This window comes from Pseudomonadota bacterium (assembly GCA_039815145.1).
Lineage (GTDB): Bacteria > Pseudomonadota > Gammaproteobacteria > Steroidobacterales > JBCBZW01 > JBCBZW01.
The window spans coordinates 1-21,360 of sequence record JBCBZW010000046.1 but is presented as its reverse complement, the minus strand read 5'-3'; the positions used below and the strand labels follow the sequence as shown (position 1 = coordinate 21,360).

The window sequence follows — 21,360 nt, the reverse complement described above, 5'->3', positions numbered from 1 at the left end:
AGGCGACCGCAAGCCCCGCGCTAGCGCGGACCTCACCTCGACTCACAGGGACGTGAAGATGAATCGCAATTTCCCGGCGCTGAGCGGCCTCCTGGGCGCTGCGCTCCTCCTGACCTCCCTCGCCAGCCAGGCGGGCCTGGTGGTCGATATCACAGGTGATGCGGGCAGCGGCCAGACGGTGTGGACCTTCTCCGGCTCCACCAGCGCCGCGGGCAGCGGCTTCTTCGACGACGGCAACAACCTCGGCAACAACGACACCTGGCAGGACCTGATCAACTACACGGCGGCCGGTGATCTCGAAATCACTTCCGTCTCCGGTGACGCCGAGCTGACCATCGCCGGCACCACCCGCGCCATCGACCTGGCCTACGTCGACAACGACGGCTCTAACACGGATCAGGACGACTTCGGCGTCGGTGTCGCTGGCAGTGGAGACTTCCACTTCGACGATGGCGACCTCGTGAGTTGGTCTGGGATGCTCATCGTCGATCTCGACATCAACAACATCTCCCTCGCCGGCAACCCCGTGAGCATCACGACGGCCGAGTACGGCGATTACGGCCACCTCGCACTCACGATCAACATCGGCCAGATGGCGATCCCAGAGCCCGCGACCATGCCGCTGGTACTGTTCGGTCTCAGGGGCCTCGCCTACGCACGCCGGCGCTGCGAGTCGCTCGCCAAACGACGCCGGTAACACGCCACAACGTCTCCTGAGCGGGGGTGCGGGCAGGGGCGCGCACCCCCGCTTTCGTTTGAGCGCCCGATCGGCGTCAACCGATGTCCGCCAGCGGTCACTCGTCAGCTTGCTGACGGCGTTTCGTGTGCGCGACCATAGCGAGGACATTAGCTAGAGTGCCATCTCGGCGATCACCTCCAGCTCGTCCAGTCCCACTCCGAGACAGGAACCCTGATGCCACTTGCCACGACGCTGATGCTGCTCGCGACGGGCGCGGTCGCGCATTGTGTCCCCGCCGAGCAAACCCCAGATCTCGAGAAGATCGACGCCACCAACCGCGAGGTGCGCGCGGCCTTCAAGGCGGGTGATATCGAGCGCATCGCCCTGTTCCATCACGACGAGGTGATCAAGTCCCTCGGTCCCGATCGCTACTTCGAGGGCAAGGACGCATTGAGGGCCGATCTCGTCAACACCCTGAGCGCGGTTGATCTGGCCTTCGGCGAGGGGCCTGACAATGTGCGCGAGTCGCTGACCATCTGCGGCGACACGGCGATCGCCATCACCCGCTTCTCGATCGGCTGGACGCCGAAGAACGGCGACCCTGGGGGCGTCGCCCGCGGCCGGGCGATGATCGTGATGGTGAGGTCCGAGGATGCGCCCTACGGCTGGGTGACCCTGCGCGAGGTGATCCAGCCCCTGCCGTGAGGCCTCCGCTTCGATGTTAGCGGAACGTTAGATAGTGCCGCGGCGCTTGCCGTACCCTCCTCAGGCTTCCTGTGTTGAACCGCCCGTGGAGTCACGCCATGCGCCGCCCCCGTTTTCTCACCAATCCGTTCGTCAGCGCCACCATCGCCCTGGCCCTGGCTGGCCTGTCAGCGGCTGCCCCCGCCTACGATTGGGGCCCTGCCGAAGGTGCCAAGCTCCTCGAGGGACTGACCGCCGTCGCGCCAGACGGGAGCACCGTGGCCCTCACGGACCTGGCCGCGCAGGGCGACGGCCTCGTCGTGGCCTTCGTGCGCAGCGCCGACTGGTGTCCCTTCTGCAAGCGCCAGCTGATCGAGCTGTCCAAGCGACACGATGATTTCGCGGCGCGAGGGCTCACGCTGGTGTCGGTGAGCTACGACAGCGCGGAGATCTTGAGCGAGTTCAGTCAGCGCTTCGACATCGCCTTCACCCTGCTCTCCGATCCCGACTCCAAGATCATCGACGCCTTCGGCATCCGTAACGAGAAGCAGAAACCCGGGTCCTCCGGCTACGGCATTCCCCACCCCGGCATCATGGTGTTCGGCCCCGAGGGCGAGCTGCGCATGAAGTTCGCGGAGAAGGGCTATCGCAAGCGGCCCGAGGTCGACGAGGTGTTGGCAGCGGTGGACGCGGGCGCCTGAACGGACACCGCGGAGTCCGCGTCAGTCCGGTACGCCGCGCATGAATGCGACGAGCTCGCGTACGAAGTACTCGCGCGGCGCTTCGAGGTGCGCGGCGTGGTCGCCGCCGGGCACGCTCACCCATTGCTTGTGGCCGGTACCGAGGCGCACGTAGAGCTTGGCGAGATGGTCCTGTGGCGCCAGGGGATCGAACTCACCCGCGATCACCAAGGTCGGCACGCTCACCTCGGCGGGATCCAAGCGGTTGTAATCGGTGAGGCGGCGGATGTCGGTCTTCACAGGGTCCGTGGTGAGGGCGGCCTCGACGAAGGCGTCGATGGCTCGCTGCGAGATCGACCCTGGCGTGATGAAGTCGCTCGCCGCCGCTTCCGCGGTGTTCTCGAGGCGTGCCGGGGGCTGGTCGGTCGGCGCCTCCGGGAAGCGATCATCGGGATCGTGCCAGTAGCCGTACAGGGTGAGTGAGGCCATCGCGTCCGGGTGACCCTGGGCGGCCAGTTGGGAGATCGTCGATCCCATGGACCAGCCGAACAGATGCGGTCGCTCCGCATCGCCGTGACGCTGGTGAATCCACCGCAGGACGGCGACCACATCATCGGCGGCGCGTTGGGGCGTGAGCCACCCGGTGCTGTCGCGCGGCGACTCGCCGTAGCCGCGCAGGTCGATCGCGTACACGGCGAAGCCTGCCTCGACCAACGCATCCATTAGGGAGAGATGCTCCCCTTCCACCTGCAGATCGAAATCGGGGCGCGCGCTCCAGGTGCGCCCGTGCACCAGCAATACCGCCCGATCAGCGTCATCCGCTGCGGACTTCTCCCACACGGCGATGGGGTGCGCATCGACGCGGACCGTGTGGCGTACCGGCGCCGTGGCAGTGGCACCCAGGCACGGTAACGCCAGGGTGGCCAGGGCCAGGCAGGTCAGGAGCTGGCGGATCGATCGGGGCATGGCCGGGTGGGTCCTCAAGTCCGAGCGTAGGTCCACACCATAGCAACGGTGCGGGCACGGGTGCTCGTGGCCCCCGATCGGCTACTCGACTTCTGCCACGCTGCCAGGCGCTTCGCCGGCGAAATACGCGAAGCCCTCATCGGCCCAGCCCGTCATGCCTCCGACGAGCTTCTTGGTCGGACGCCCAAGGGTGGCCAGCTTGAGCGCCGCCTTGTCGGCACCATTGCAGTGGGGACCCGCGCAGTACACGACGAACAGCGTATCTACAGGCCATTCGCGCAGCTTGCTCTCGATGAGCTTGCCGTGGGGGAGGTTGATGGCGCCGGGAATGTGGCTGCGGCGGTACATGGCGGGCGAGCGCACGTCGAGCAGCACGAAGTCCTGTTGCCCCGTGCGCATGGCCTCGTGCGTGTCCCAGCAGTCCGTCTCGAAGGCGAGCAAGCTCGCGAAGTGCGCGGCGGCGCGCTCGCTGTCGGCGGCGGGGGTGGCGGTGACGGGACTGGCCATGGTCGCTCCTTGTGCGTTCGAGGTTGGGGTCGGCCCACGTTTTACTCCAAACGGGCCCCTTCGCAATGGGCCAATGGGCGCGCAAACGGCTGGACCACCGTGTCCTCGGGCCGGTCTATCCCACCGCGCTGCCGTTCCACGATTTGCTCGCGAAACTGGGTGACCGGCGCCTTCCCGGGACCCGACACGCAGCAGCTGCAATCGGACAACCTGGGGGCAGGCGCCTACTCCTCGTCCCAGTGCTTCTGATGTGACCGCCGGGCCCTGCCCTTTCTGGACTAGGTCTCAAGCGCGCGGTAGCCCGTTGATCCATTTGGCTAATACGACGGACCCGACGATAGGTGACGGACCCGGGCGTTGGGTGACGCTGAAGGAAAGAGAGACGGCACCTCGCCGCGGAGCAGCACCAGGGCAGCGCGCTACGTGAATTGCTGCACCCGCTCCACGCGTCAAGATTCTAGAAACCGGAAAAAGTTCTGTTACTCTCGAAGTCGGTGATAGCGCTCGGAAGAAGGCGTCCACCACATAAGTAAAACGACAAGACAACCGCCAAAATGCAGGGAATCATCATGACGAAAACCATCTTGGTCACGGCCGGGTCGCTCACCCTTGCTGTGTCCGCTGCCGTATCTGCTCAGTCGGTCATGGAGGGCGATGTCATCATCGGCGAGCGTCCCGTGATCGAGAACCACGTCGACCAGGCCGACATCGACGCTGGCTTGCTCAACTTCAACGACGTCTTCGACGCTGGCGACATTCTCTTCGAAGCGCGCTTCAACGCCCTCGATGGCCAGGACCGTCCGGGCTCCACCGGCACGGGCGCGGATCGCGTACCCGACGAGCCGGCCTTCACCCGCGTGTCCGCACCGGATGCGAACTCCTGCGCCTCCTGCCACAACGATCCTAAGGACGGTGGTAACGGCGACTTCTCGGTGAACGTGTTCGTGCTGGCCCAGGCCCTGGACCCGGTCACCGACTCCATCTCCGGCGAGTTCAGCAACAACCGCAACACGGTTGGTATGCACGGCGCCGGCGCCATCGAGATGCTGGCCCGCGAGATGAGCGATGCCCTCATCGCCATTCGTGAAGAGGCGGCAGCAACGGCGGCCGATACCGGTGCCTCCCAGCGCCGCGAGCTCGTCGCCAAGGGCGTTAGCTTCGGCTACATCACCGTGCAGGCCGACGGCCTGGTCGACCCCACGGAGATCGAAGGGGTGGACTGGGACCTCATCATCAAGCCCTTCCACCAGAAGGGTGCGGTGGTCTCCCTGCGTGAGTTCACCAACAACGCCATGAACCACCACCACGGCATGCAGACCACCGAGCGCTTCGGCGAGAACCTCGACCCGGACCTCGACGGCATGACCAACGAACTGACCGTGGGTGATGTCACCGCGACCACGATCTACCAGGCCGCCCTGCCCGTGCCGACGCGGGTGATCCCGCCCGAGCCCGAGCGCCAGCAGGCCATCGTGCGCGGTGCCGAGACCTTCCGCACCGTGGGTTGCGACGGCTGCCACCGCCCGAACATGGTGCTGCAGAGCCGCTTCTACACCGAGCCGAACCCGTACAACCCGCCGGGCAATGCACAGGTGGGCGACTTTGACACCTTCAGCTTCGACATGACCACCCAAATCCCGGGCAACAACCTGCGACCGCTCGGCGATGATGCGGCGCTCGTGTCCGCCTTCACGGATTTCAAGCGTCACAACCTCTGTGACGAGGAGATCAACCACTTCTGCAACGAGCAGGTGGCCCAGGGCACGCTGGCCGGCTTCGCCGATCCGGCGAGCTTCACCGTCCCCAACGAGCCGCGGCCGACCGAGCAGTTCCTCTCCCGCCGTCTGTGGGACGTGGGCAACAGCGGTCCCTACGGCCACGTGGGTGACCTGACCACCATCACCGAGGCGATCGATGCCCACGGCGGTGACGGTCGCGCCTCGCGTGATGCGTTCTTCGCGATCTCTTCGGCCGGTCAGGCGGACGTGATCGAGTTCCTGAAGTCGCTGCAGATCGTGGACAATCGCGATTGATGCTGGCTACCGCCGCGGCTTCGTCGCGGTAGGATAGTGATCAGCAAGGGGCGGTGCCGGAGCGTCGGCACCGCCCCTTTCGTTTTGCGACCTCCCGAGTTCCTTGTCGCCTATGGAGAGCGAATCGCCGATGACCGTGCCTCGCAGAAATGCTCGTTGCCTGTCGCTCGTGAGGGCGACCCTGTCCGTGGCGGCTGTGCTGCTCATGCCAATCGTGGCGGGTGCAGGTGAGGGACCGCCGCTCGATCTGGAGGCAGTCAACGGCGAGGCGAATGAAGCGACGCTCTCGCCGGTGCCGACCCGTCGCGAGCTCAACGAGGCATTGCTCGCCGCGGTCCTCGCCGGGGATGTCGGCAAGGTACGCACGGGACTTGAGGCGGGTGCGTCCGCGAACGCCCGCGACGGTGCTGGGCGTTCCGCGCTCATGCTCGCCGTGACACAGGGTCACGAGGTGACAGAGCGGGTGCTGCAGGAGGGGTTCGGCACGCGGCTGGAACTCATCGGCCTGCCCGCGCCCGCCGTCACCTCCGAGCAGAGCGCCATGATCGAGATGCTGGTAGCGGCCGGCGCCGACGTGGATGCGCCGGATCGCGAGGGTCGCACCGCGTTGCAGTACGCCGCCGAGCGCGATTACGCCGCGTTGGTGCGCCAACTCGCCAACGCCGGCGCCAGGGCCGATACGCCCTTTCCGAGTGGACTGCCGGCCGCGTGCTTGGTGGCAAGCCGAGGGTTTGCGCAAACCCTCGCCGCCCTTCGCCAAGCGGGTGCGGACCTCACGGCGACCAGCCCTAAGACTGGCAAACGCCCCGTGCACTACGCCGCGGAGGGTGACCATGTAGCCGCGGTCGCCTACCTGTTGGAGGCTGGTGCTGACGTGGAGTCGACCACCAGCCGCGGCTGGACGCCACTGCTCATCGCCGCGGCGGGCGGGCAGCTGGCATTGACGCAGTTGCTGCTCGATCACGGCGCGGATCGCAACGCCGTTACCGGTCGAGGCCTGAGCCCGCTGGATGTCGCGCGGGCGCGTGGGCACACCGCGGTCGTCGCGCTGCTCGAGTCTTCGGTCAGTCCGTAGCCTGGCCGGCTCCGCACCTTAGCTTCAGTCGAAGCTGTCGCGGGTACTACGGCGCCAGTCGTGCGATGAACTGGCGTGTGTCGTTCAGCAAGCGTCCGCGCGCCGGCTCGTGCACGTACATCATGTGCCCGCCCTGGTAGTACTCGTAGTGCACGCGGCTGGCGTCGATCTCGTGGCGCCCCAGGGTGTACTCGGCGTCGAAGAAGGGCGTGACCAGATCGAAGTAGCCGGAGGCCACGAGCAACTCCAGCTTCGGGTTCATCCGCATCGCCGCCGATAGGGCATGCGCCGTGTTCACGTAGCGCGGCTCCCAGCCAGCATTCTTCGTCGGGTTCCAGTCCCATTGCTTACTGAGGTTCGGGTCCGACGGCGAGAGGTACTGGCGATGCCAGTCCACCTGTAGATCCTCCAGTAGATACTGCATGAAGGCGGCCTTGTAGGCGGGGCTAATAGCGGTGCTAGCGGCGTCGCCTTCCGTGCTCGTGGCCACATCGTCGATATCGTCCTTCACGTAGCGGCTGTCTAGGCGGCCGACGGCGAGGCCCTTCTCCCTCAGTAGTTCCTTAGCGAAGCGATCGCCGCGCAGGCGCAGGTTCACCCGATCGAGGTAGGTGGGGCTGATGCCCGTGAAGTAGCTCAGGCGATCGCGGACCTGCGTATATTCCTCCTCGCTGAGGCGGCTGCCCTTCCACAGCGCGGGCAGGTAGTCGTCGATGGCGAATTGGCGCGCCGCGGCGAGGAAGGCGGCCTGATCGGGTTCCTCGGGCGTCACCCGACCGTGGTAGAGAGCGGTGGCCGCGAGCGTCGGCAGGTAGGTGACGAAGGAGGTCAGGTTGTCGGGCACGTACGGCGAGGAGCCGGCGTAGTCCAGCGCCTGGGAGATGAACACGATGCCGTTGACGGCGATCTCCATCTCGTCCTCGAGGATGTGCGCTACGGCCGCGGCGCGGGTGGTGCCGTAGCTCTCGCCGAGGAGGAAGCGGGGCGCGTTCCAGCGCTTGTGCTCCGTGAGCCAGGTGCGGATGAACTCGGCGATGCTCTTCGGGTCTTCGGGCAGGCCCCAGAACTCCTTGGGTTTGGTGTCCCCCAGCGCCCTCGAGTAACCGGTGCCGACGGGGTCGACGAAGACCAGATCGGTCACGTCGAGCAGCGTCTCCGGCGCGTCCTCGATGCGGTAGGGCGGCGGGCCTGGATGGCTGGCGTTCGAGGGCACGACGATGCGCTTCGGTCCGTACGCGCCCATGTGCAGCCAGGTGGAGGCTGAGCCGGGGCCGCCGTTCCAGATGAAGGTGACCGGGCGGGTGGGGGAGGCGTCCTTCGCGATGTAGGAGAAGGCGAAGATGGCGGCGCGGGGCTTGCCGTCCATGTCGCGCAGGTAGGTCTCGCCGGCGATCGCCTCAAAGGTGATGGTGCGACCGTTGAAGCGGGCTGTGTGTTCGGTGACGAAGCGTGTGGGCTCCGGGATTTCCTTGGCAGCCTTTGCTGCCGCCGGCGTCGGCGTTGATGTCGTTTGGGGCGTCTGGGCGATGACGCTGATCGGCGAGGCGAGCAGCAGCAGCGCGCAAGGGAGCGGGAGGCGTGACATTCGGGTGTATCGCTAGGCAGCTGGTGGGCAGCCCAGCGTAGCGGGATCGTTACCGCCTGGGTAGAGCGTCGGCAGTGGGCCTGCGCTGTGACCCAACTGGGGAGGAGCCCTCAGGTCTGGGCTCCTCCCCGCATCCCTCAGGCGGTGGGCGGAGCGAACTTCTGCTCGTCGACGGCCACGCCGTAGCTGCGCGGATCATCCGCGTGGCGGAAGGCATCCTCGACCATCCGCGCGTAGAGGTGACCGGTGGTGCGCATGGCGTACTCGATCACCTGCACGTCATCGCTGCTCGTGACCAAATCGTCCAGGTAGCTGTGCATGAGGCGGTTGTGGCCTTGATCGATCGTGGTGTGATCCTTGAGGAAGGTCAGGGCCTCGGTCGGCACGCCGAGTTCGCTCAGCTGTCCCATGTAGGCGCTGCCGTTCTGCGTCGGCGTGAACTCCAGGAAGTACAGGTAGCCCAGGTAGCCCACGGGGTTCTTCACGTAGATCTGGTAGAAGCCGTAGGCGAGCAGTGCGCTGGTGGCAGGCAGGGGGTTCTCGACGGGGATGGCGCCGACGTCCTCACCGAGGGCTGCCATGTCGTTGAGGGCGAGTTGATCGTGGCCGATCTCCGAGGTGGCGTGCTTGAAGAAGCGCTTCACCACCGAGCGCTGATGACCCTTGAAGTAGACGGTGGCCAGCGCCTGGAGTTGAGGGTTCTCGCGGGTGTGATGAAAGACCTGACGCAGGTACGATTTGTAGTGCTCCAGGCCCAGCTCGCCGCTGGCCAGGCGCTGCATGCCGGGGCTGGCGTTGAATTCGGCCAGTACGTTGGAGAAAGCGTCTTCGAGTTGTTGTCGGTAGCTCATGGTCATCATATCCCTTAGGCGGTGGCTTTGCTTGCCTGGTTCGATCTCCAGGCCTCGTAGTGTGAAAGAAACGGTGATCTGATCGCGCGGAAGTGCTCCACGTCGTGCAGGTCGAGCATCATGCCGACGACGCTGCCGTACTCCTCGTGCTCGAGCTCCGGGATGAAGGTCTTGAAGCCGAGGCTTTCGAAGAAGCGCACCAACGGTGGGTTGCAGTCCATCACGTTGAAGCGGATGCCATGGAGGAGCGCGTAGCAGTAGATGCCAGTCGCCAGTGCGAGGGCGGCACGGCCTCCTCGGTGATCAGGATGCACCATGAACTTCGTCGTGATCGAGGTGTCGCTCGGATGAGAAGCTATTCTTTTCATTTGGTATAGAAGTTCGTACTCGCGCAGGCTGCCGTCTCGGGAGTAGTTGCCCCGTACGGTCCCCACCACCTTCTCGCCGGTGCTCACATAAAGGACGACGCCAGTGTCGTCTAACGGTTCGGCGATCCGTTGTCGTTCGTGGTCGGCGTATTGCTGCGGTCGATCCATCTCGCTGACGTACACCTCGTAGCGGAGGCGGTAGACGGCTTCACGTTCTGCTGCGGTGGTGGCTTCGCGTACCTGCATTGTTGTTCCTTCTCAATCCCCGATAGTCAGCCTCGACGGCCCCTGCAACGGCGTGCAGAGGGCTCACGGGGAAACAGGTGTGCTCGTCTGGCGAAAGCTCTCACCGGCGGAGGCTGTGGTTTGGGTTGCAAAGGCTGCAGGGCAAGCCGTAGCGAGCGCGATCGGAGCGGCATCAGGGCGATGACGCTATCGATGTCAGTCGCGCACTGGGAGGGGCCCATGCACCATCTCGGCGCATGGTTTTGCGGGCAGTCCTTTGGGGGGAACGAGGCGCGGGCTCGATCCCGCCAAACGGCGCTGGGCGCGCGCCCAACGCGCCTGCGCACTAAGTTGGTGCGCGCCTGCACCGCCGCAGCGCTGCCGTCGCGATCGCGCAACAAACCAGCATTATCGACGCATTTCTCCCCCTTACGTGTTGCGCTTTCCCCGAAGTTGCCGCAATGATGCGGTTGGGGGACGCGGGTTTTTGCCCGCGAACGGCCATTCAGCGGCCGAACTAGAACGAATCTGCGATTAGCGAACCCGGGGGATAATCTGTATGCCAACCACCAATGCTCACCTGAGCCGTGCACTGCGACGGGCCCTGCTTGCGCTGACGGCGCCCGCGCTGGCGGTCAGCGCCACGGCGGTGCTCGCACAAGACGCGGGGGACATCGAGGAGGTCGTCGCCACCGGCACGCGCCTCGCGCGCGATCCGAACCTCGAGGGCGCTCAGCCCGTGACCTCCATCGACAGCGAAGCGATTCAGCTGTCCGGTGAGTACTCGTTGGCCGATGTGGTGAACGACGTGCCGGCGCTCCTGTTTTCGGTGACAGCTGAGCAGTCTGCGGACGACACCCAGGGCGTGACGGCGGGCGGTAACGTCCTAAACTTGCGTGGCCTTGGTATCGATCGCACCCTGACCCTGGTCAACGGCCGTCGCCACGTGGGCGGCGTGCAGGGCAGCTCCGCCGTGGACATCGGCTCGATCCCGGCCCAGTTGGTGGAGCGCGTAGAAGTGCTCACCGGCGGGGCCTCCGCCGTCTACGGTGCTGACGCCGTGACGGGCGTGGTCAACTTCATCCTCAAGGACGACTTCGAGGGCTTCCGCATCGACGGCCGCTTCGGCACCTCCACGGAGATCGACGGTCAGCAATCCACGGTGCAGGCGGTGTTCGGCAAGAACTTCGCCAGCGGTCGTGGCAACGTCACTCTCTCCTTCGACTACGCACGCGACGAAGGCCTGCAGTTCGGCGACCGCCCGAACGCCGTGCGCGGCACCGGCGGCGACTGGGTCAACCCGGCCCTGCGCTTCCAGCAGGGCGACATCAGCGCGGGGAGCACGCCGAACTTCGCGCAGTTCTTTAACTTCGCCGAGACGGGCCTCACCAACTTCGGTCTGCCCATTCCCACGGCGGACGACTTCATCGCCGACTACACCGATACCTTCGGCGCAGCGCCAACGCTGACCAACGCGGAGCTCGCGCTCATCGATCGCGCCGCCAATGCGCCTCAACGCGCGGTGCTTCCGGAGCTAACGTTCCCCTTCACATCGGGCTACGGCTATGTCATCCCGGGTAACCCCTTCACGTTCGATGGCTTCGATCCTGAGACGGCGATCGATCTGAACGGCAACGGCACGCCTGATTGCCTCGACAGCTTCACCGGCTACAACTCAGTGTTCGGCGCCGCCTCCTTCGGTGTCGTCGGCGGCTGCTGGGTATCGGACGCAGCGGGCAACTACTCCGTCGTCCAGGACGGCCAGGTGGCGGGCGACTTCCAGGGCTTCGGCGGGTCGTCTTTCGATGTCTACAACCAGGATTACTTCAATGTGGTGCCGCCCGATGAGCGCATCGCGGTGAACCTCCTGAGCCACTTCGATATCAGCCCCAGCGCGAGCCTGTTCTTCGAAGGTAAGTACGTCACCCAGAACCTGACCACGCCCGCTGATCCGAACTCCTTCTGGGATCTTCTGTTCGGCGCCGCGGACAACCCGTTCCTGCCCGACTTCATCCAGCCGATTGCGGACGCCACTGGGGGCGTAGCGACCACCGTCGATCCCCTTGCGTTCCAGTCACGCAACGGCATCGACCGCGAGACCATTCGCCTGGTGGGGGGCGTGGAGGGTGAGCTGCCCAACGGCTGGGGCTACGAGGCTGCCGTCAACTACGGTCGCTACGAGGAGAACATCCAGGGCACCAACCGCGTGATCAACGACCGCTTCTTCGCGGCCATCGACGCGGTGATCGATCCGGCGACGGGCCAGCCCGCTTGCCGCTCGTCCGTGGACGCAGGCGCACCGGCGCTCAACACGCCGTTCCAGATCCCGGCCTACGAAGAGGGCTACTTCACCTTCACGCCGGGCGATGGCCAGTGCGTTCCGCTCAACATCTGGGCCGGCGCGACAGGCTTCACCCAAGAGGCCCTGGACTTCGTCACCACTGACATCTTCACCGACCTCGTGATCGAGCAGGTGGTGGTGTCCGCGGTCCTCACGGGCGACTCGGGCGGCTTCGCCTTGCCCGGCGGCCCGATTCAGTTCGCCTTCGGTGCGGAGTATCGCGACGAGTCTTCCGAGGCCACCTTCGACAACTTCCAGCTCGGTCTGCTGCCCGAGGGTTCGCCCGCCGGCGCCGGCACCTTCATCGGCGACATCTCGGACAACACCTCCCTCGTGTTCCGACCGCAGCTGCAGGTGGGTAACGAGACCGGCTCCTACGATGTGACCGATGTCTTCCTCGAGGCCTCGGCACCGCTCGTGCGTGATCGCCCTGGGGTGAAGGACTTCACCGTCGGCGGCGCCGTGCGCTACTCGAGCTACTCGACGATCGGTGACACGCTCACCTACAGCGGTAACGTGGTGTACGCCCCCGTCGACTCCTTCTCCGTACGCGGTACCTACGGTCGCGCCGTGCGTGCGCCGAACGTGACGGAGCTGTTCTCACCGGTGATTGGCACGACCTTCCGCCCGGACGATCCCTGCGACGCCGCTCAGCTCACGGCCTTGCGCGAGACCAACCCGGGCCTCGCGGATGAGGTGCAGGCCAACTGTGTGATCGACCTGCAGTCGATCGGCCTGGATCCCTTCGAGAATGGCGTGTACTCCTTCAGCGATCCCCTCTCGGCCTCCTTCGGCGGTGTGACACGAGGTAACCCGGATCTGCAGGAGGAGACCTCTGACTCCTTCACCGTGGGCTTCGTGTTCCAGCCGAGCTTCGCCGAGGGTCTGACCCTGACCTTTGACTACTGGGACTACTCGATCGAGGACGCGGTGGCCCTGCCGACGGCGCAGGACACGGTGGACGGGTGCTACCCCGGCGTGGGCAACCCGACGCTCTGCTCGCTGTTCACGCGTAACGATGATCCGAACTCAGCGCAGTTTGGTGGCCTGAACTCCCTGGACCTCACGCGGGTGAACTTCGCCGCGGTCGAGACCAGCGGCTTCGACTTCTCGGGCTCCTACGACTTCGCCGTTGGCCGCCACGCCTTCAACATTCGGTTGCAGGGCAGCTACGTGAACGAGATCGACTTCTTCGAGAACCCGGCGGACCTCACGCAGGTGAACCCGGAACTCGGCGAGATCCAGCGGCCGGAGCTCTCGGGCAACATCTTCTTCAACTGGGCCTTCGAGAACTTCCAGTTCGGTTGGCAGACGCAGTACCTCGGCGAGCAGTTGCCGGGCGGCGTCGAGGTGGAGACGGCCGAGTCCCTCTACGGCCCGGACATCTTCCGTGACCCCGTGTGGATCCACGATCTGTCGGCCGCTTGGAACGCGAGCGAGAGCATTCGGGTCTACGGCGGCGTGCGCAACATCTTCGATGAAGATCCCTTCATCACCCAGGCTGCCTTCCCGGTGAGCCCGCGCGGTCGCTTCGTGTTCTTGGGTCTCGACTACCAGATGTAAGGACCAGGGGCCGCGAGACGCTCGCGGCCCCGTCCCCACCGCGCCACGGGTATGGGGCGCCTCCCGCCCTGAAGATCTGGCGCACACTCTCCGGCGTCGCCCCGAGGTCCAGGGCTTTGGTCGGCCTGAGGTCGGCACCGTGTCGCGCCAGCGCTTCGACCAGGACACGCCCCAGCGCTTGCGCTGCTGCCTCGCCGTCGCCCAGCAGTTCGTTGCACTCGAAGAGGAACCGGTTTAGGGCCGGGTCGTGGTTGATGTCCTGCATCGACCAGTCGCGACAGGCGCGCGTCGGCACGGTCGCGTAGTGCAGGAGCTTGAAGCGGTGGTGGCGAGGATCCGCCGCGATTCGACGCATGAGCGCGTTCACCTCGGCGAACTCTCCCTCCAGCAGCTGGGCGAAGTGATGATCGCTGTGCAAGAGCGCGCCGGTGATGTTGCGCTCACGGTTGTTGCTGATCGAGGTGGCGAGTATCTGGGCGGCGTCCGCCTCGGTGACCGGCGCCGAGGCGGCACTCGTGTACAGAAGCTGCAAGGGCATGCGGGGAGAACCTCTTAGGCCGACACACGGATGTGCGTATCATCGGCTGTGAATTCTGTATCGACGCACGACGAACGGGGCTTGAGGTGTCACGGTTCACGGGTTGCGAGGCAGCGTGGCCCAGGGGAGCCGGCGCCGTACCTCTGGGCCTCCTCGGTGGGGTCGGTCCATACTGTCGGCGTCGACCTTGCCGAGGAGCTGCCGTGAAACGACTTTGGGTCCGTCGCCTGGCCGTGGGTGTGTTCGTCCTCAACGTACTCGCCGTGACCTGGCCCGCGATCACCCTCTTTCGTGAGGCGCAGCCCCTGGTGTTCGGCTTTCCCCTGTCCATGCTCTGGCCGATCGCCTGGATCTTCATCGGCTGGTTGGCCCTGCTCGGCCTGGACCACATCGAGTCGCGAGAGGACGCCGACTGATGCCGCAGTGGGGAGTGATCTCGTCCCTGATCGTGGCCTACCTCGTGCTCACCCTGTGGGTAGGGCTGCGCGCCGGGCGTGGCACCTCGGGCACGGTCGATGGCTTCGTCGCGGGCGATCGCAACTTCGGCTTCCTGGTGATGTACTTCGTCACCGGCGCCTCCGTGTTCTCCGCCTTCGCCTTCCTTGGCGGCCCGGGCTGGGCCTACTCGCGCGGGGCGGCGGCCTTCTACATCCTGTCCTACGGCGTGCTCGGCATGATGCCCTGGTACGTGATGGGGCCGAAGATCGCGCGCATCGGCCGCCAGCTGGGGCAGGTCACCCAGGCGCAGTTTCTGACCGGGCGCTTCCGCTCCCGCGGCCTATCATTGCTGATCGCCGTGATCAGCATCGTCGCCCTGATTCCCTACATCACGCTGCAGATCCGCGGCGCCGGCATCGTGATCGAAGCGGTGACAGAGGGGCACGTGCCCCTGTGGCTCGGCGCCGCCATCGCCTACGGCATCGTGCTCGTCTACGTGTTGGTGAGCGGCGTAGCAGCCGTGGGCTGGACCAACACGCTGCAGGGCATCTTCATGCTGGTGATCGCCTGGTCCCTCGGGCTCTACCTCCCGTATGCGCTCTACGGAGGGATTGGGCCGATGTTCGAAGCGATTCTGCAGGCACGGCCGGAGCTTCTCGAGTTGCCGGGCCTCACTGCCAGCGGTGAGCCCTGGAGCTGGGCGGGCTACAGCAGCGCCATCATCATCAGCGCCGTCGGCATCACCATGTGGCCGCACCTGTTTATGAAGGCCTTCACCGCGCGCGATGAGCGCATCATCCAGCGTACGGTGGTGTGGTTTCCCACCTTTCAATTGTTTTTGGTGCCCGTGTTCCTCATTGGCTTCGCGGGCGTGCTCTTCGTCGATTCCCTCGACCGCCCGGATTTCATCCTGCCCCACCTGATCCTGAACGTGGACTTGCCGGTGATCGTGGTGGGGTTGTTCTGTGCCGGCGCGCTCTCCGCGTCCATGTCCACCGGCGATGCGATTCTCCACGCCACGGCATCGGTGGCGGTGGAGGACGGCGTGGGGCCCTTCACCAAGCTCAGTGGGGATCAGCAGCGCCTGCTGATCCGTATCCTCGTGGTGGTGGTGGGCGCCGTGGCCTACGGCTTCGCGATCTCCGAAGGCACCTCCCTCGTCGTGCTGCTGCTCACCTCCTATGGGGTGATCGCCCAGCTCTCGCCGCCGGTGGTGGCCGCGCTCTTCTGGCGGCGGGCCACCACGCCCGGCGTGATCGCTGGCCTGCTGGCGGGGAGCGCGACGGCGCTGCTGTGCTATTTCCGCCCCGAGCTCAAGCCGATCGAATTGCACGAAGGGATTTTCGGGCTGATCGCGAACGTCCTAGTCCTTATCCTGATCTCCCTGGCGACGCCGGCGCAGGACGCCGAGCGCGTCGAGGCTTACGTCAACCCACCCCCTCCCTCGGAGTAGCCCCATGTCCCCACTCGATTCCATCGACATGCTCGCGCGCCTGGTGGCCTTCCCGACGGTTTCGCGCGACTCCAACCTGCCGCTGATCGATTGGGTGGAGGACTACCTCGGCGCCTTCGATGCGCGCTGCCGTCGCACTTGGAACGAGGCGGGTGATAAGGCCAATCTCTACGCCGCCATCGGTCCGGACGCTCCCGGCGGGGTGGTGCTCTCCGGCCACACGGATGTGGTGCCCGTGGACGGCCAGGACTGGCACACGGACCCCTTCACGCTCACCGAGCAAGACGGCCTGCTCTACGGCCGCGGCAGCTCGGACATGAAGGGCTTCTCCGCCGTCTTCCTCTCGCGCCTGGCCCACCTCGATCGCTCGGCGCTGCAACGCCCGCTGTACCTGGCTCTTTCCTACGACGAGGAGGTGGGCTGCCTAGGCATCGATCGCATGGTGGACGACGCCCTCGCCGAGTTCGCGCGCCCCGACTACGCGATCATCGGCGAGCCGACGACCATGCAGATCGTGCGCGCCCACAAGTCGATCAACGTGTTCCGCACGGTGGTCACGGGGCAGGCGGCGCACTCGAGCCAACCGCACCGTGGCGCCGGTGCCATTCTCGCCGCCGCACGCATCATCGAGCACCTGGACACCCTGGGCCGACACAAGCGTGCCGAAGCGGCGGACTCGGGCTGCGAGCCACCGTGGACCACCGTGCAGGTGGGCACCATCCAGGGCGGTACGGCGGTGAACATCCTGCCCAGCCATTGCGAGTTCCTCTGGGAGTATCGGGGGCTACCGGGCGAGGACCCCGAGCAGATCATCACCGCGATGCAGCGCTTCATCGCCGAGGAAGTGGAGCCAGACCTCAAGGAGTTCGCGTCGGAGGCCTCGGTGGAGACGACGCCGATCGCACGGGTGCCGCCACTCGTGCCGGATCCCGAAGCGAAGGCGGAGACCTGGGTGCGCTCTCTCGGCGGCGTGCGCGACGGGGGCTCCGGCGCCGTGTCCTTTGCGACGGAGGCGGGGAGCTTCCAGCGTGCCGGGGTCAGCTCCGTGGTTTGCGGGCCTGGCTCGATCGATCAGGCCCACCAACCTAATGAATTCATAGACCCTGCCGAGCTGAAGCGATGTGAGGCGATGGTCGATGATGTGTTCGCGTACCTCTGCCGCAGACACTGAGGTCGTCGGCAGCGTCGCCGCTCACTGAGTATCACCCCACGGGCGCCACGAATCGGTAGCCGTGGCCGCGCACCGTGCGGATCATCGGGTCCTGCGCATCGTCATCGCCGATCGCTCGGCGCGCCTTCATGATGACGCGGCTGAGGGAAGACTCCGTGACGATGCTCTTGGGCCACAGCACGTCCTGTAGCTCGTCCTTGCCGACGGCACGATCGCGATGCTCGATCAGATAGGTCAGCAGCTGGTACGCCTTGGGCTCTAACCCGATCAGCTCACCTTGGCGACGCACCTCACGGCGCGCCGTATCGATCTGATAGTCGCCGACGTAGTAGGTCTGAGATCGGACCGTCGTGCCCGCGGACTTCGTTGCGCCCTGCAGTCCGAGGAAGCCGCTCACGACATCACAGAACCGCGGCCAAGCCGCCTCGCTCTCCAGCAGGAGGTGGTTGCGACTCTCCAGCGGCAGGTACTGGGCACCGGGAATCTCGCTGGCAAGCAGCACCCCCTGCGTTTGAGGGACGGCGGCATCTTCGTTGGCGTGCACCACCAAGGTCGGCACCTCCAACGACGCCAGCCGGTCCGCCACATCGATCGTGCCGGTCATCTCCATAACGGACACCGCCATCTCCGGGGTGGCGGAGCGGCGTTGGAGCTCTGCAAACCAATGAAGTTGTTCGCCGCTGCCGTCTGGCAGGTAGATAGACGCGAAGGCTTGCCGGAAGGCGGGCGTATCCTGCGCCCACCCGTAGCGAATCAGCTCCATCATGGCGCGCTGCTGGCTCTTGGCCGCCTGGTCTCGCCGCTGGCGTCCCTGGGCGAAGGCGCCAGCGAGGATCAGGTGACTGACGCGCTGCGGATGGCGGGCAGCGTACTCGACGGCGAAGGCGCCACCCTGGGAGATACCGATGAGGGGGAAGCGCTCCAGCTCGAGGGCGTCGACTACGGTCTCGAGGTCTTCGATGCAGTCCTCGAAGCTGAGCCCGTCGATGTCGCGCTGGGACAGGCCGCAGCCGCGCTCGTCGTAGCGCACCAGCGTGCGTTCGGCGGAGAACAGGTGTAGCCAATGGCGCCACACCGGGCTCTCCCAGTCGTACTCCAGGTGGTTGAGCCAATTGGCCGCTTTGACGATCGGCGGACCGTCGCCTGAGGTGGCGCAGGCGAGGCGGATGCCGCTCGCCGTGCGCACGTAGCGAATCGTCTGCTCCATGAGGATCCCCCGAGCCTCAGTGAGGGTTGGCGCCCAATGATAGGCGCAGACGTCAGGCTTTCACCAATGGTGAGCGATCGGGTCCCTACCAGAACTTGTTCTCGACCATCATCTGCAGCGATAAAGCCGCCGCGCCCCCGGAGATGAAGACGTTCCAGTCCCGGTGCTTGAACTTGAGGATGTTCAGGCACAGGTAGGCAAGGCCGATGATTACCGCAACGATCATCAGCTGTCCGAGCTCGATGCCGACATTGAAGCCCACCAGAGGCACCAGGATCGAGGACTCGTCCATGAGCAACGCTCGGAAATAGTTCGAGAAGCCCATGCCGTGGATCAGGCCGAAGAAGAGGGCCATGGCGTAGTTCGGGCCCATGTTTACCCTGACGGACTCACTCGGTGCCCGCACCACGTTGTGCAGGGCGGTGATGAGAATGGTCGTAGGGATGAGGAACTCGATCAGGTTCGTGGGAATGCGCACGACGTCGATGGCGGCCAAGGCCAGGGTGATGCTGTGGCCGATCGTGAAGGCCGTGACGAGGATGGCGATGCTGCGCCATTGCTCGATGCGGTAGATGGCGCACAGGGCGACCAGGAAAAGCAGGTGGTCGTAGGCCGCGAGGTCGGCGATGTGCTTGAAGCCCACCTGCAGGTAGAAGGGGAACGAGTGCATCTCAGAAGTGCAGCTCGTGTTCTGGGGTCTTCTTGCTCAGCATCAGGCTCTTCGAGTCATCATCCACGTGCACGTAGACGATGTTGTTCTGGTCGGAGAACAGGTCCGTGAAGACGGCGTTGCGAATTGCCAGCGAGCGCAGGGGCGGCGCCAGGCGATGTTCGAAGAGCAGGGCGAGGGCCGTGTTGTCGCCTTCGCCCTTCAAGCGCTTGCTCTCAATCTTCAGCGGCACCGTTGCTCCGTTGGCATCCACGCGGAAGAAGCTGTTCAGGTAGGAGAGCAGGAGCTTCTCAGCGTTGGGGGCTTCGTCGGGCAGGCCGAGGGAGAGGGCGGTGCTGTTGGGATCGAAGACGATGGCCTCGTTCACGTCCATGACGAAGAGGCGCAGGCTGATGGTGAGGAGTTGCTCGTCGGAGGAGTACTCGACCTGGCAGAGGGACAGGCGCAGCGGATGCGCCGCGGCCCCGAGGGGATACGTAAGGGCGACGGCGAGCAGTAGCACTGCCCACGTTCCGGCTCTTCGAGTCACGTGGCGATAAGTTCCTGGAACACCTGACAATAGTACGCCATTGCCGCGCGCCCGAGTCGCTCTACTGCGGCGAATCGCTGTTGCAGGTGTAATGATCCATCGTCCCCAGCGACTACCCACCTGCCCTGCACCAGAATCGGCAGATGCTGGCGAGGGCCGCGTTCGGAGCCAGCCCTCGCGCCTGCGGTGCGACCGAATGGCGCGAAGGGGCAACTACGGCAACGGGGACTTTCCTTTCACCACAAGTGTGCGAACAGCGGCCGTCGACACAAGGTCCACCCGCGCACCTCGACGCGACGGCCTGTGCCGCGATTCGCCAACACCTAAGGAACGACGATGAAACAACTGCTGATCGTATCCACCGCGCTTGCCCTGGCGGGCACCGCCAACGCCGCCGATCTCGACGAGGTGCTGTCCTGCAACTTCGAGACGATGGGTGGACTGGACAGCATTCGCTCGGTGCAGTCGGCCCGCATGACCGGGACCATGACCATGGGCCCGATGCAGGCGCCCTTCACGATCGAGTTCCTGCCGCCGGACAAGGTGCGCATGGAGTTCGAGATCCAGGGCATGACCGCCGTGCAGGCCTACGACGGGGAGACCGGCTGGGCCATCATGCCGTTCCTCGGCAAGACCGAGGCCGAGGAGATGGCCGAAGACCAGCTCAAGTCGGTCAAGGAAATGGCTGAGTGGGAAGGCCCCCTCGTGGACTGGCAGAAGAAGGGCCACAAGGTGGAGCTCGTCGGCACCGAGGAGATCGAGGGCACGGAAGCCTACGTGTTGAAGGTGGTGCGCGCGGAGACCGAGGATGAGTCGACCCTCTACCTCGACACGGACTACTGCCTGCCCTTCCTCTCCAAGGGCACGCGTGACATCCAGGGCAACGAGATGGCCTTCACGCAGTCGATCGGCGACTACAAGCCGGTCGGCGATCTGGTCATCGCCCATTCGATGAGCACCAGCATGGGCGAGGGCTCAGCGCCGGCGCAGCAGGTGATCAGCATCGAGGCGGCGACCTTCAACGTCGACGACATCTCGGCCGATCGCTTCAAGATGCCCGAGGCCACCGCAAGCGCCGAGTAAAGCGCCCAGCGCGCCGGGCGGCCTCGCCCGGCGCGTGCTCATCGGCCGCGCGCACACCGGCGCGGCCGGTGCCTAGACATCCTGGGAGACCCAACATGATTCGAACGACGCCTGTGCTGGCGGCGATCGCGCTCGCCACGACGACGGCGGCCTACGGTGCCATCGACGTCAATTCCTCCACCTTCGGCGGCCTGCGCGCGCGCAGCCTCGGCCCCGCTGTGATGAGCGGCCGCGTCGCCGCCATCGACGGCGTGGTCCGCGAGGGCGAGCCGCTAACGCTCTACGTAGGTACCGCCAGTGGCGGTGTCTGGAAGTCCGACGATGGCGGCATCGTCTACCAGCCGGTGTTCGACGATCACGTGCAGGCGATCGGCGCCGTGCGCGTGGACCCGAGTAACCCGGAGACGGTCTGGGTCGGCACCGGCGAGAGCTGGGTGCGCAATACCGTGGCACCGGGCGATGGCGTGTACAAGTCCACGGACGGCGGCAAGAAGTGGAAGCACGTGGGCCTCCCCAACAGCGATCACATCGCGGAGCTGCTGGTGCATCCCACGGACGGCAACACCGCGTACGTCTGCGCCCTGGGGCATCTCTGGGCGCCGGGCGGCGACCGCGGCGTGTTCCGCACCCGCGACGGCGGTGAGACCTGGGAGAACGTGCTCCACCTCGACGGGGCCACGAGCTGCTCCGATCTCGCCATGACGCCGGACGGCG

20 protein-coding genes are annotated in these 21,360 nt (G+C 65.7%); 11 read left to right on the top strand and 9 right to left on the bottom strand.

Annotation, left to right across the window (positions count from 1 at the left end; translation table 11 throughout):
• Positions 1-58: 58 nt before the first annotated feature.
• The 3 genes from AAF184_13085 (at position 59) to AAF184_13075 (ending at position 2,064) form a co-directional block, all read left to right on the top strand.
• Complete coding sequence (locus AAF184_13085) at positions 59-697, top strand: PEP-CTERM sorting domain-containing protein (GenBank protein MEO0423270.1); 639 nt, start codon at positions 59-61, stop codon at positions 695-697.
• A gap of 216 nt (positions 698-913) precedes the next feature.
• Complete coding sequence (locus tag AAF184_13080) at positions 914-1,384, top strand: nuclear transport factor 2 family protein (GenBank protein MEO0423269.1); 471 nt, start codon at positions 914-916, stop codon at positions 1,382-1,384.
• Between the two features lie 98 nt (positions 1,385-1,482).
• Positions 1,483-2,064, top strand: a complete 582-nt coding sequence (locus tag AAF184_13075) for a peroxiredoxin family protein (GenBank protein ID MEO0423268.1) — start codon at positions 1,483-1,485, stop codon at positions 2,062-2,064.
• Positions 2,065-2,085: 21 nt separating this feature from the next.
• On the opposite strand, the gene AAF184_13070 is transcribed toward AAF184_13075, so the two are convergent.
• Positions 2,086-3,009 (bottom strand): alpha/beta fold hydrolase, encoded by a 924-nt coding sequence (locus AAF184_13070; protein ID MEO0423267.1) that lies wholly within the window; start codon positions 3,007-3,009, stop codon positions 2,086-2,088.
• A gap of 81 nt (positions 3,010-3,090) precedes the next feature.
• The gene (locus tag AAF184_13065) at positions 3,091-3,516 is read right to left on the bottom strand and encodes a rhodanese-like domain-containing protein (GenBank protein ID MEO0423266.1); all 426 of its coding nucleotides are present in this window, start codon (positions 3,514-3,516) and stop codon (positions 3,091-3,093) included.
• A 569-nt stretch (positions 3,517-4,085) separates the two neighbouring features.
• On the opposite strand from AAF184_13065, the gene AAF184_13060 reads away from it, so the two are divergent.
• Together AAF184_13060 and AAF184_13055 are read left to right on the top strand one after the other, a co-directional pair.
• The gene (locus tag AAF184_13060) at positions 4,086-5,549 is read left to right on the top strand and encodes a di-heme oxidoredictase family protein (protein MEO0423265.1); all 1,464 of its coding nucleotides are present in this window, start codon (positions 4,086-4,088) and stop codon (positions 5,547-5,549) included.
• Between the two features lie 130 nt (positions 5,550-5,679).
• Positions 5,680-6,624 carry an ankyrin repeat domain-containing protein gene (locus AAF184_13055; protein MEO0423264.1) on the top strand — a complete coding sequence of 315 codons (945 nt, stop codon included), beginning with the start codon at positions 5,680-5,682 and terminating at the stop codon, positions 6,622-6,624.
• Between the two features lie 46 nt (positions 6,625-6,670).
• Here the strand turns inward: AAF184_13055 and AAF184_13050 are convergent, their stop codons facing one another.
• From AAF184_13050 to AAF184_13040, 3 genes are all read right to left on the bottom strand, one after another.
• Positions 6,671-8,209, bottom strand: coding sequence for a serine carboxypeptidase (locus AAF184_13050; GenBank protein ID MEO0423263.1), 1,539 nt, complete (start codon positions 8,207-8,209; stop codon positions 6,671-6,673).
• A 137-nt stretch (positions 8,210-8,346) separates the two neighbouring features.
• Positions 8,347-9,060, bottom strand: coding sequence for an iron-containing redox enzyme family protein (locus AAF184_13045; GenBank protein ID MEO0423262.1), 714 nt, complete (start codon positions 9,058-9,060; stop codon positions 8,347-8,349).
• A gap of 14 nt (positions 9,061-9,074) precedes the next feature.
• Positions 9,075-9,674 carry a GNAT family N-acetyltransferase gene (locus AAF184_13040; protein ID MEO0423261.1) on the bottom strand — a complete coding sequence of 200 codons (600 nt, stop codon included), beginning with the start codon at positions 9,672-9,674 and terminating at the stop codon, positions 9,075-9,077.
• Between the two features lie 538 nt (positions 9,675-10,212).
• Here AAF184_13040 and AAF184_13035 point away from each other — a divergent pair.
• Positions 10,213-13,557, top strand: coding sequence for a TonB-dependent receptor (locus AAF184_13035; protein MEO0423260.1), 3,345 nt, complete (start codon positions 10,213-10,215; stop codon positions 13,555-13,557).
• On the opposite strand, the gene AAF184_13030 is transcribed toward AAF184_13035, so the two are convergent.
• Entirely contained in the window at positions 13,487-14,095 is a 609-nt protein-coding gene (locus AAF184_13030) for a BLUF domain-containing protein (GenBank protein ID MEO0423259.1), read from the bottom strand. The genes AAF184_13035 and AAF184_13030 overlap by 71 nt on opposite strands.
• A gap of 203 nt (positions 14,096-14,298) precedes the next feature.
• Here AAF184_13030 and AAF184_13025 point away from each other — a divergent pair, with 203 nt between their 5' ends.
• The 3 genes from AAF184_13025 to argE are packed head-to-tail and all read left to right on the top strand — an operon-like array spanning position 14,299 to position 17,157.
• Complete coding sequence (locus AAF184_13025; GenBank protein MEO0423258.1) at positions 14,299-14,511, top strand: hypothetical protein; 213 nt, start codon at positions 14,299-14,301, stop codon at positions 14,509-14,511.
• Positions 14,511-15,986 carry a sodium:solute symporter family protein gene (locus AAF184_13020; GenBank protein MEO0423257.1) on the top strand — a complete coding sequence of 492 codons (1,476 nt, stop codon included), beginning with the start codon at positions 14,511-14,513 and terminating at the stop codon, positions 15,984-15,986. Before AAF184_13025 ends, AAF184_13020 begins: the two co-directional genes overlap by 1 nt.
• 4 nt (positions 15,987-15,990) lie before the next feature.
• A complete protein-coding gene (argE, locus tag AAF184_13015) occupies positions 15,991-17,157 on the top strand; it encodes an acetylornithine deacetylase (GenBank protein ID MEO0423256.1) in 1,167 nt (388 codons plus the stop codon).
• 31 nt (positions 17,158-17,188) lie between these two features.
• Here the strand turns inward: argE and AAF184_13010 are convergent, their stop codons facing one another.
• The 3 genes from AAF184_13010 to AAF184_13000 form a co-directional block, all read right to left on the bottom strand.
• On the bottom strand, positions 17,189-18,364 hold the full coding sequence (locus AAF184_13010; protein MEO0423255.1) for an alpha/beta fold hydrolase: 1,176 nt from the start codon (positions 18,362-18,364) through the stop codon (positions 17,189-17,191).
• An 85-nt stretch (positions 18,365-18,449) separates the two neighbouring features.
• Positions 18,450-19,034 (bottom strand): HupE/UreJ family protein, encoded by a 585-nt coding sequence (locus tag AAF184_13005; GenBank protein MEO0423254.1) that lies wholly within the window; start codon positions 19,032-19,034, stop codon positions 18,450-18,452.
• Position 19,035: 1 nt separating this feature from the next.
• A complete protein-coding gene (locus AAF184_13000) occupies positions 19,036-19,536 on the bottom strand; it encodes a DUF6702 family protein (GenBank protein ID MEO0423253.1) in 501 nt (166 codons plus the stop codon).
• 363 nt (positions 19,537-19,899) lie between these two features.
• On the opposite strand from AAF184_13000, the gene AAF184_12995 reads away from it, so the two are divergent.
• Both AAF184_12995 and AAF184_12990 read left to right on the top strand, forming a co-directional pair.
• Positions 19,900-20,646, top strand: a complete 747-nt coding sequence (locus AAF184_12995) for a hypothetical protein (GenBank protein ID MEO0423252.1) — start codon at positions 19,900-19,902, stop codon at positions 20,644-20,646.
• Positions 20,647-20,741: 95 nt separating this feature from the next.
• Positions 20,742-21,360 (top strand): glycosyl hydrolase (locus AAF184_12990; GenBank protein MEO0423251.1); only part of this gene is annotated, 619 nt, incomplete at its 3' end.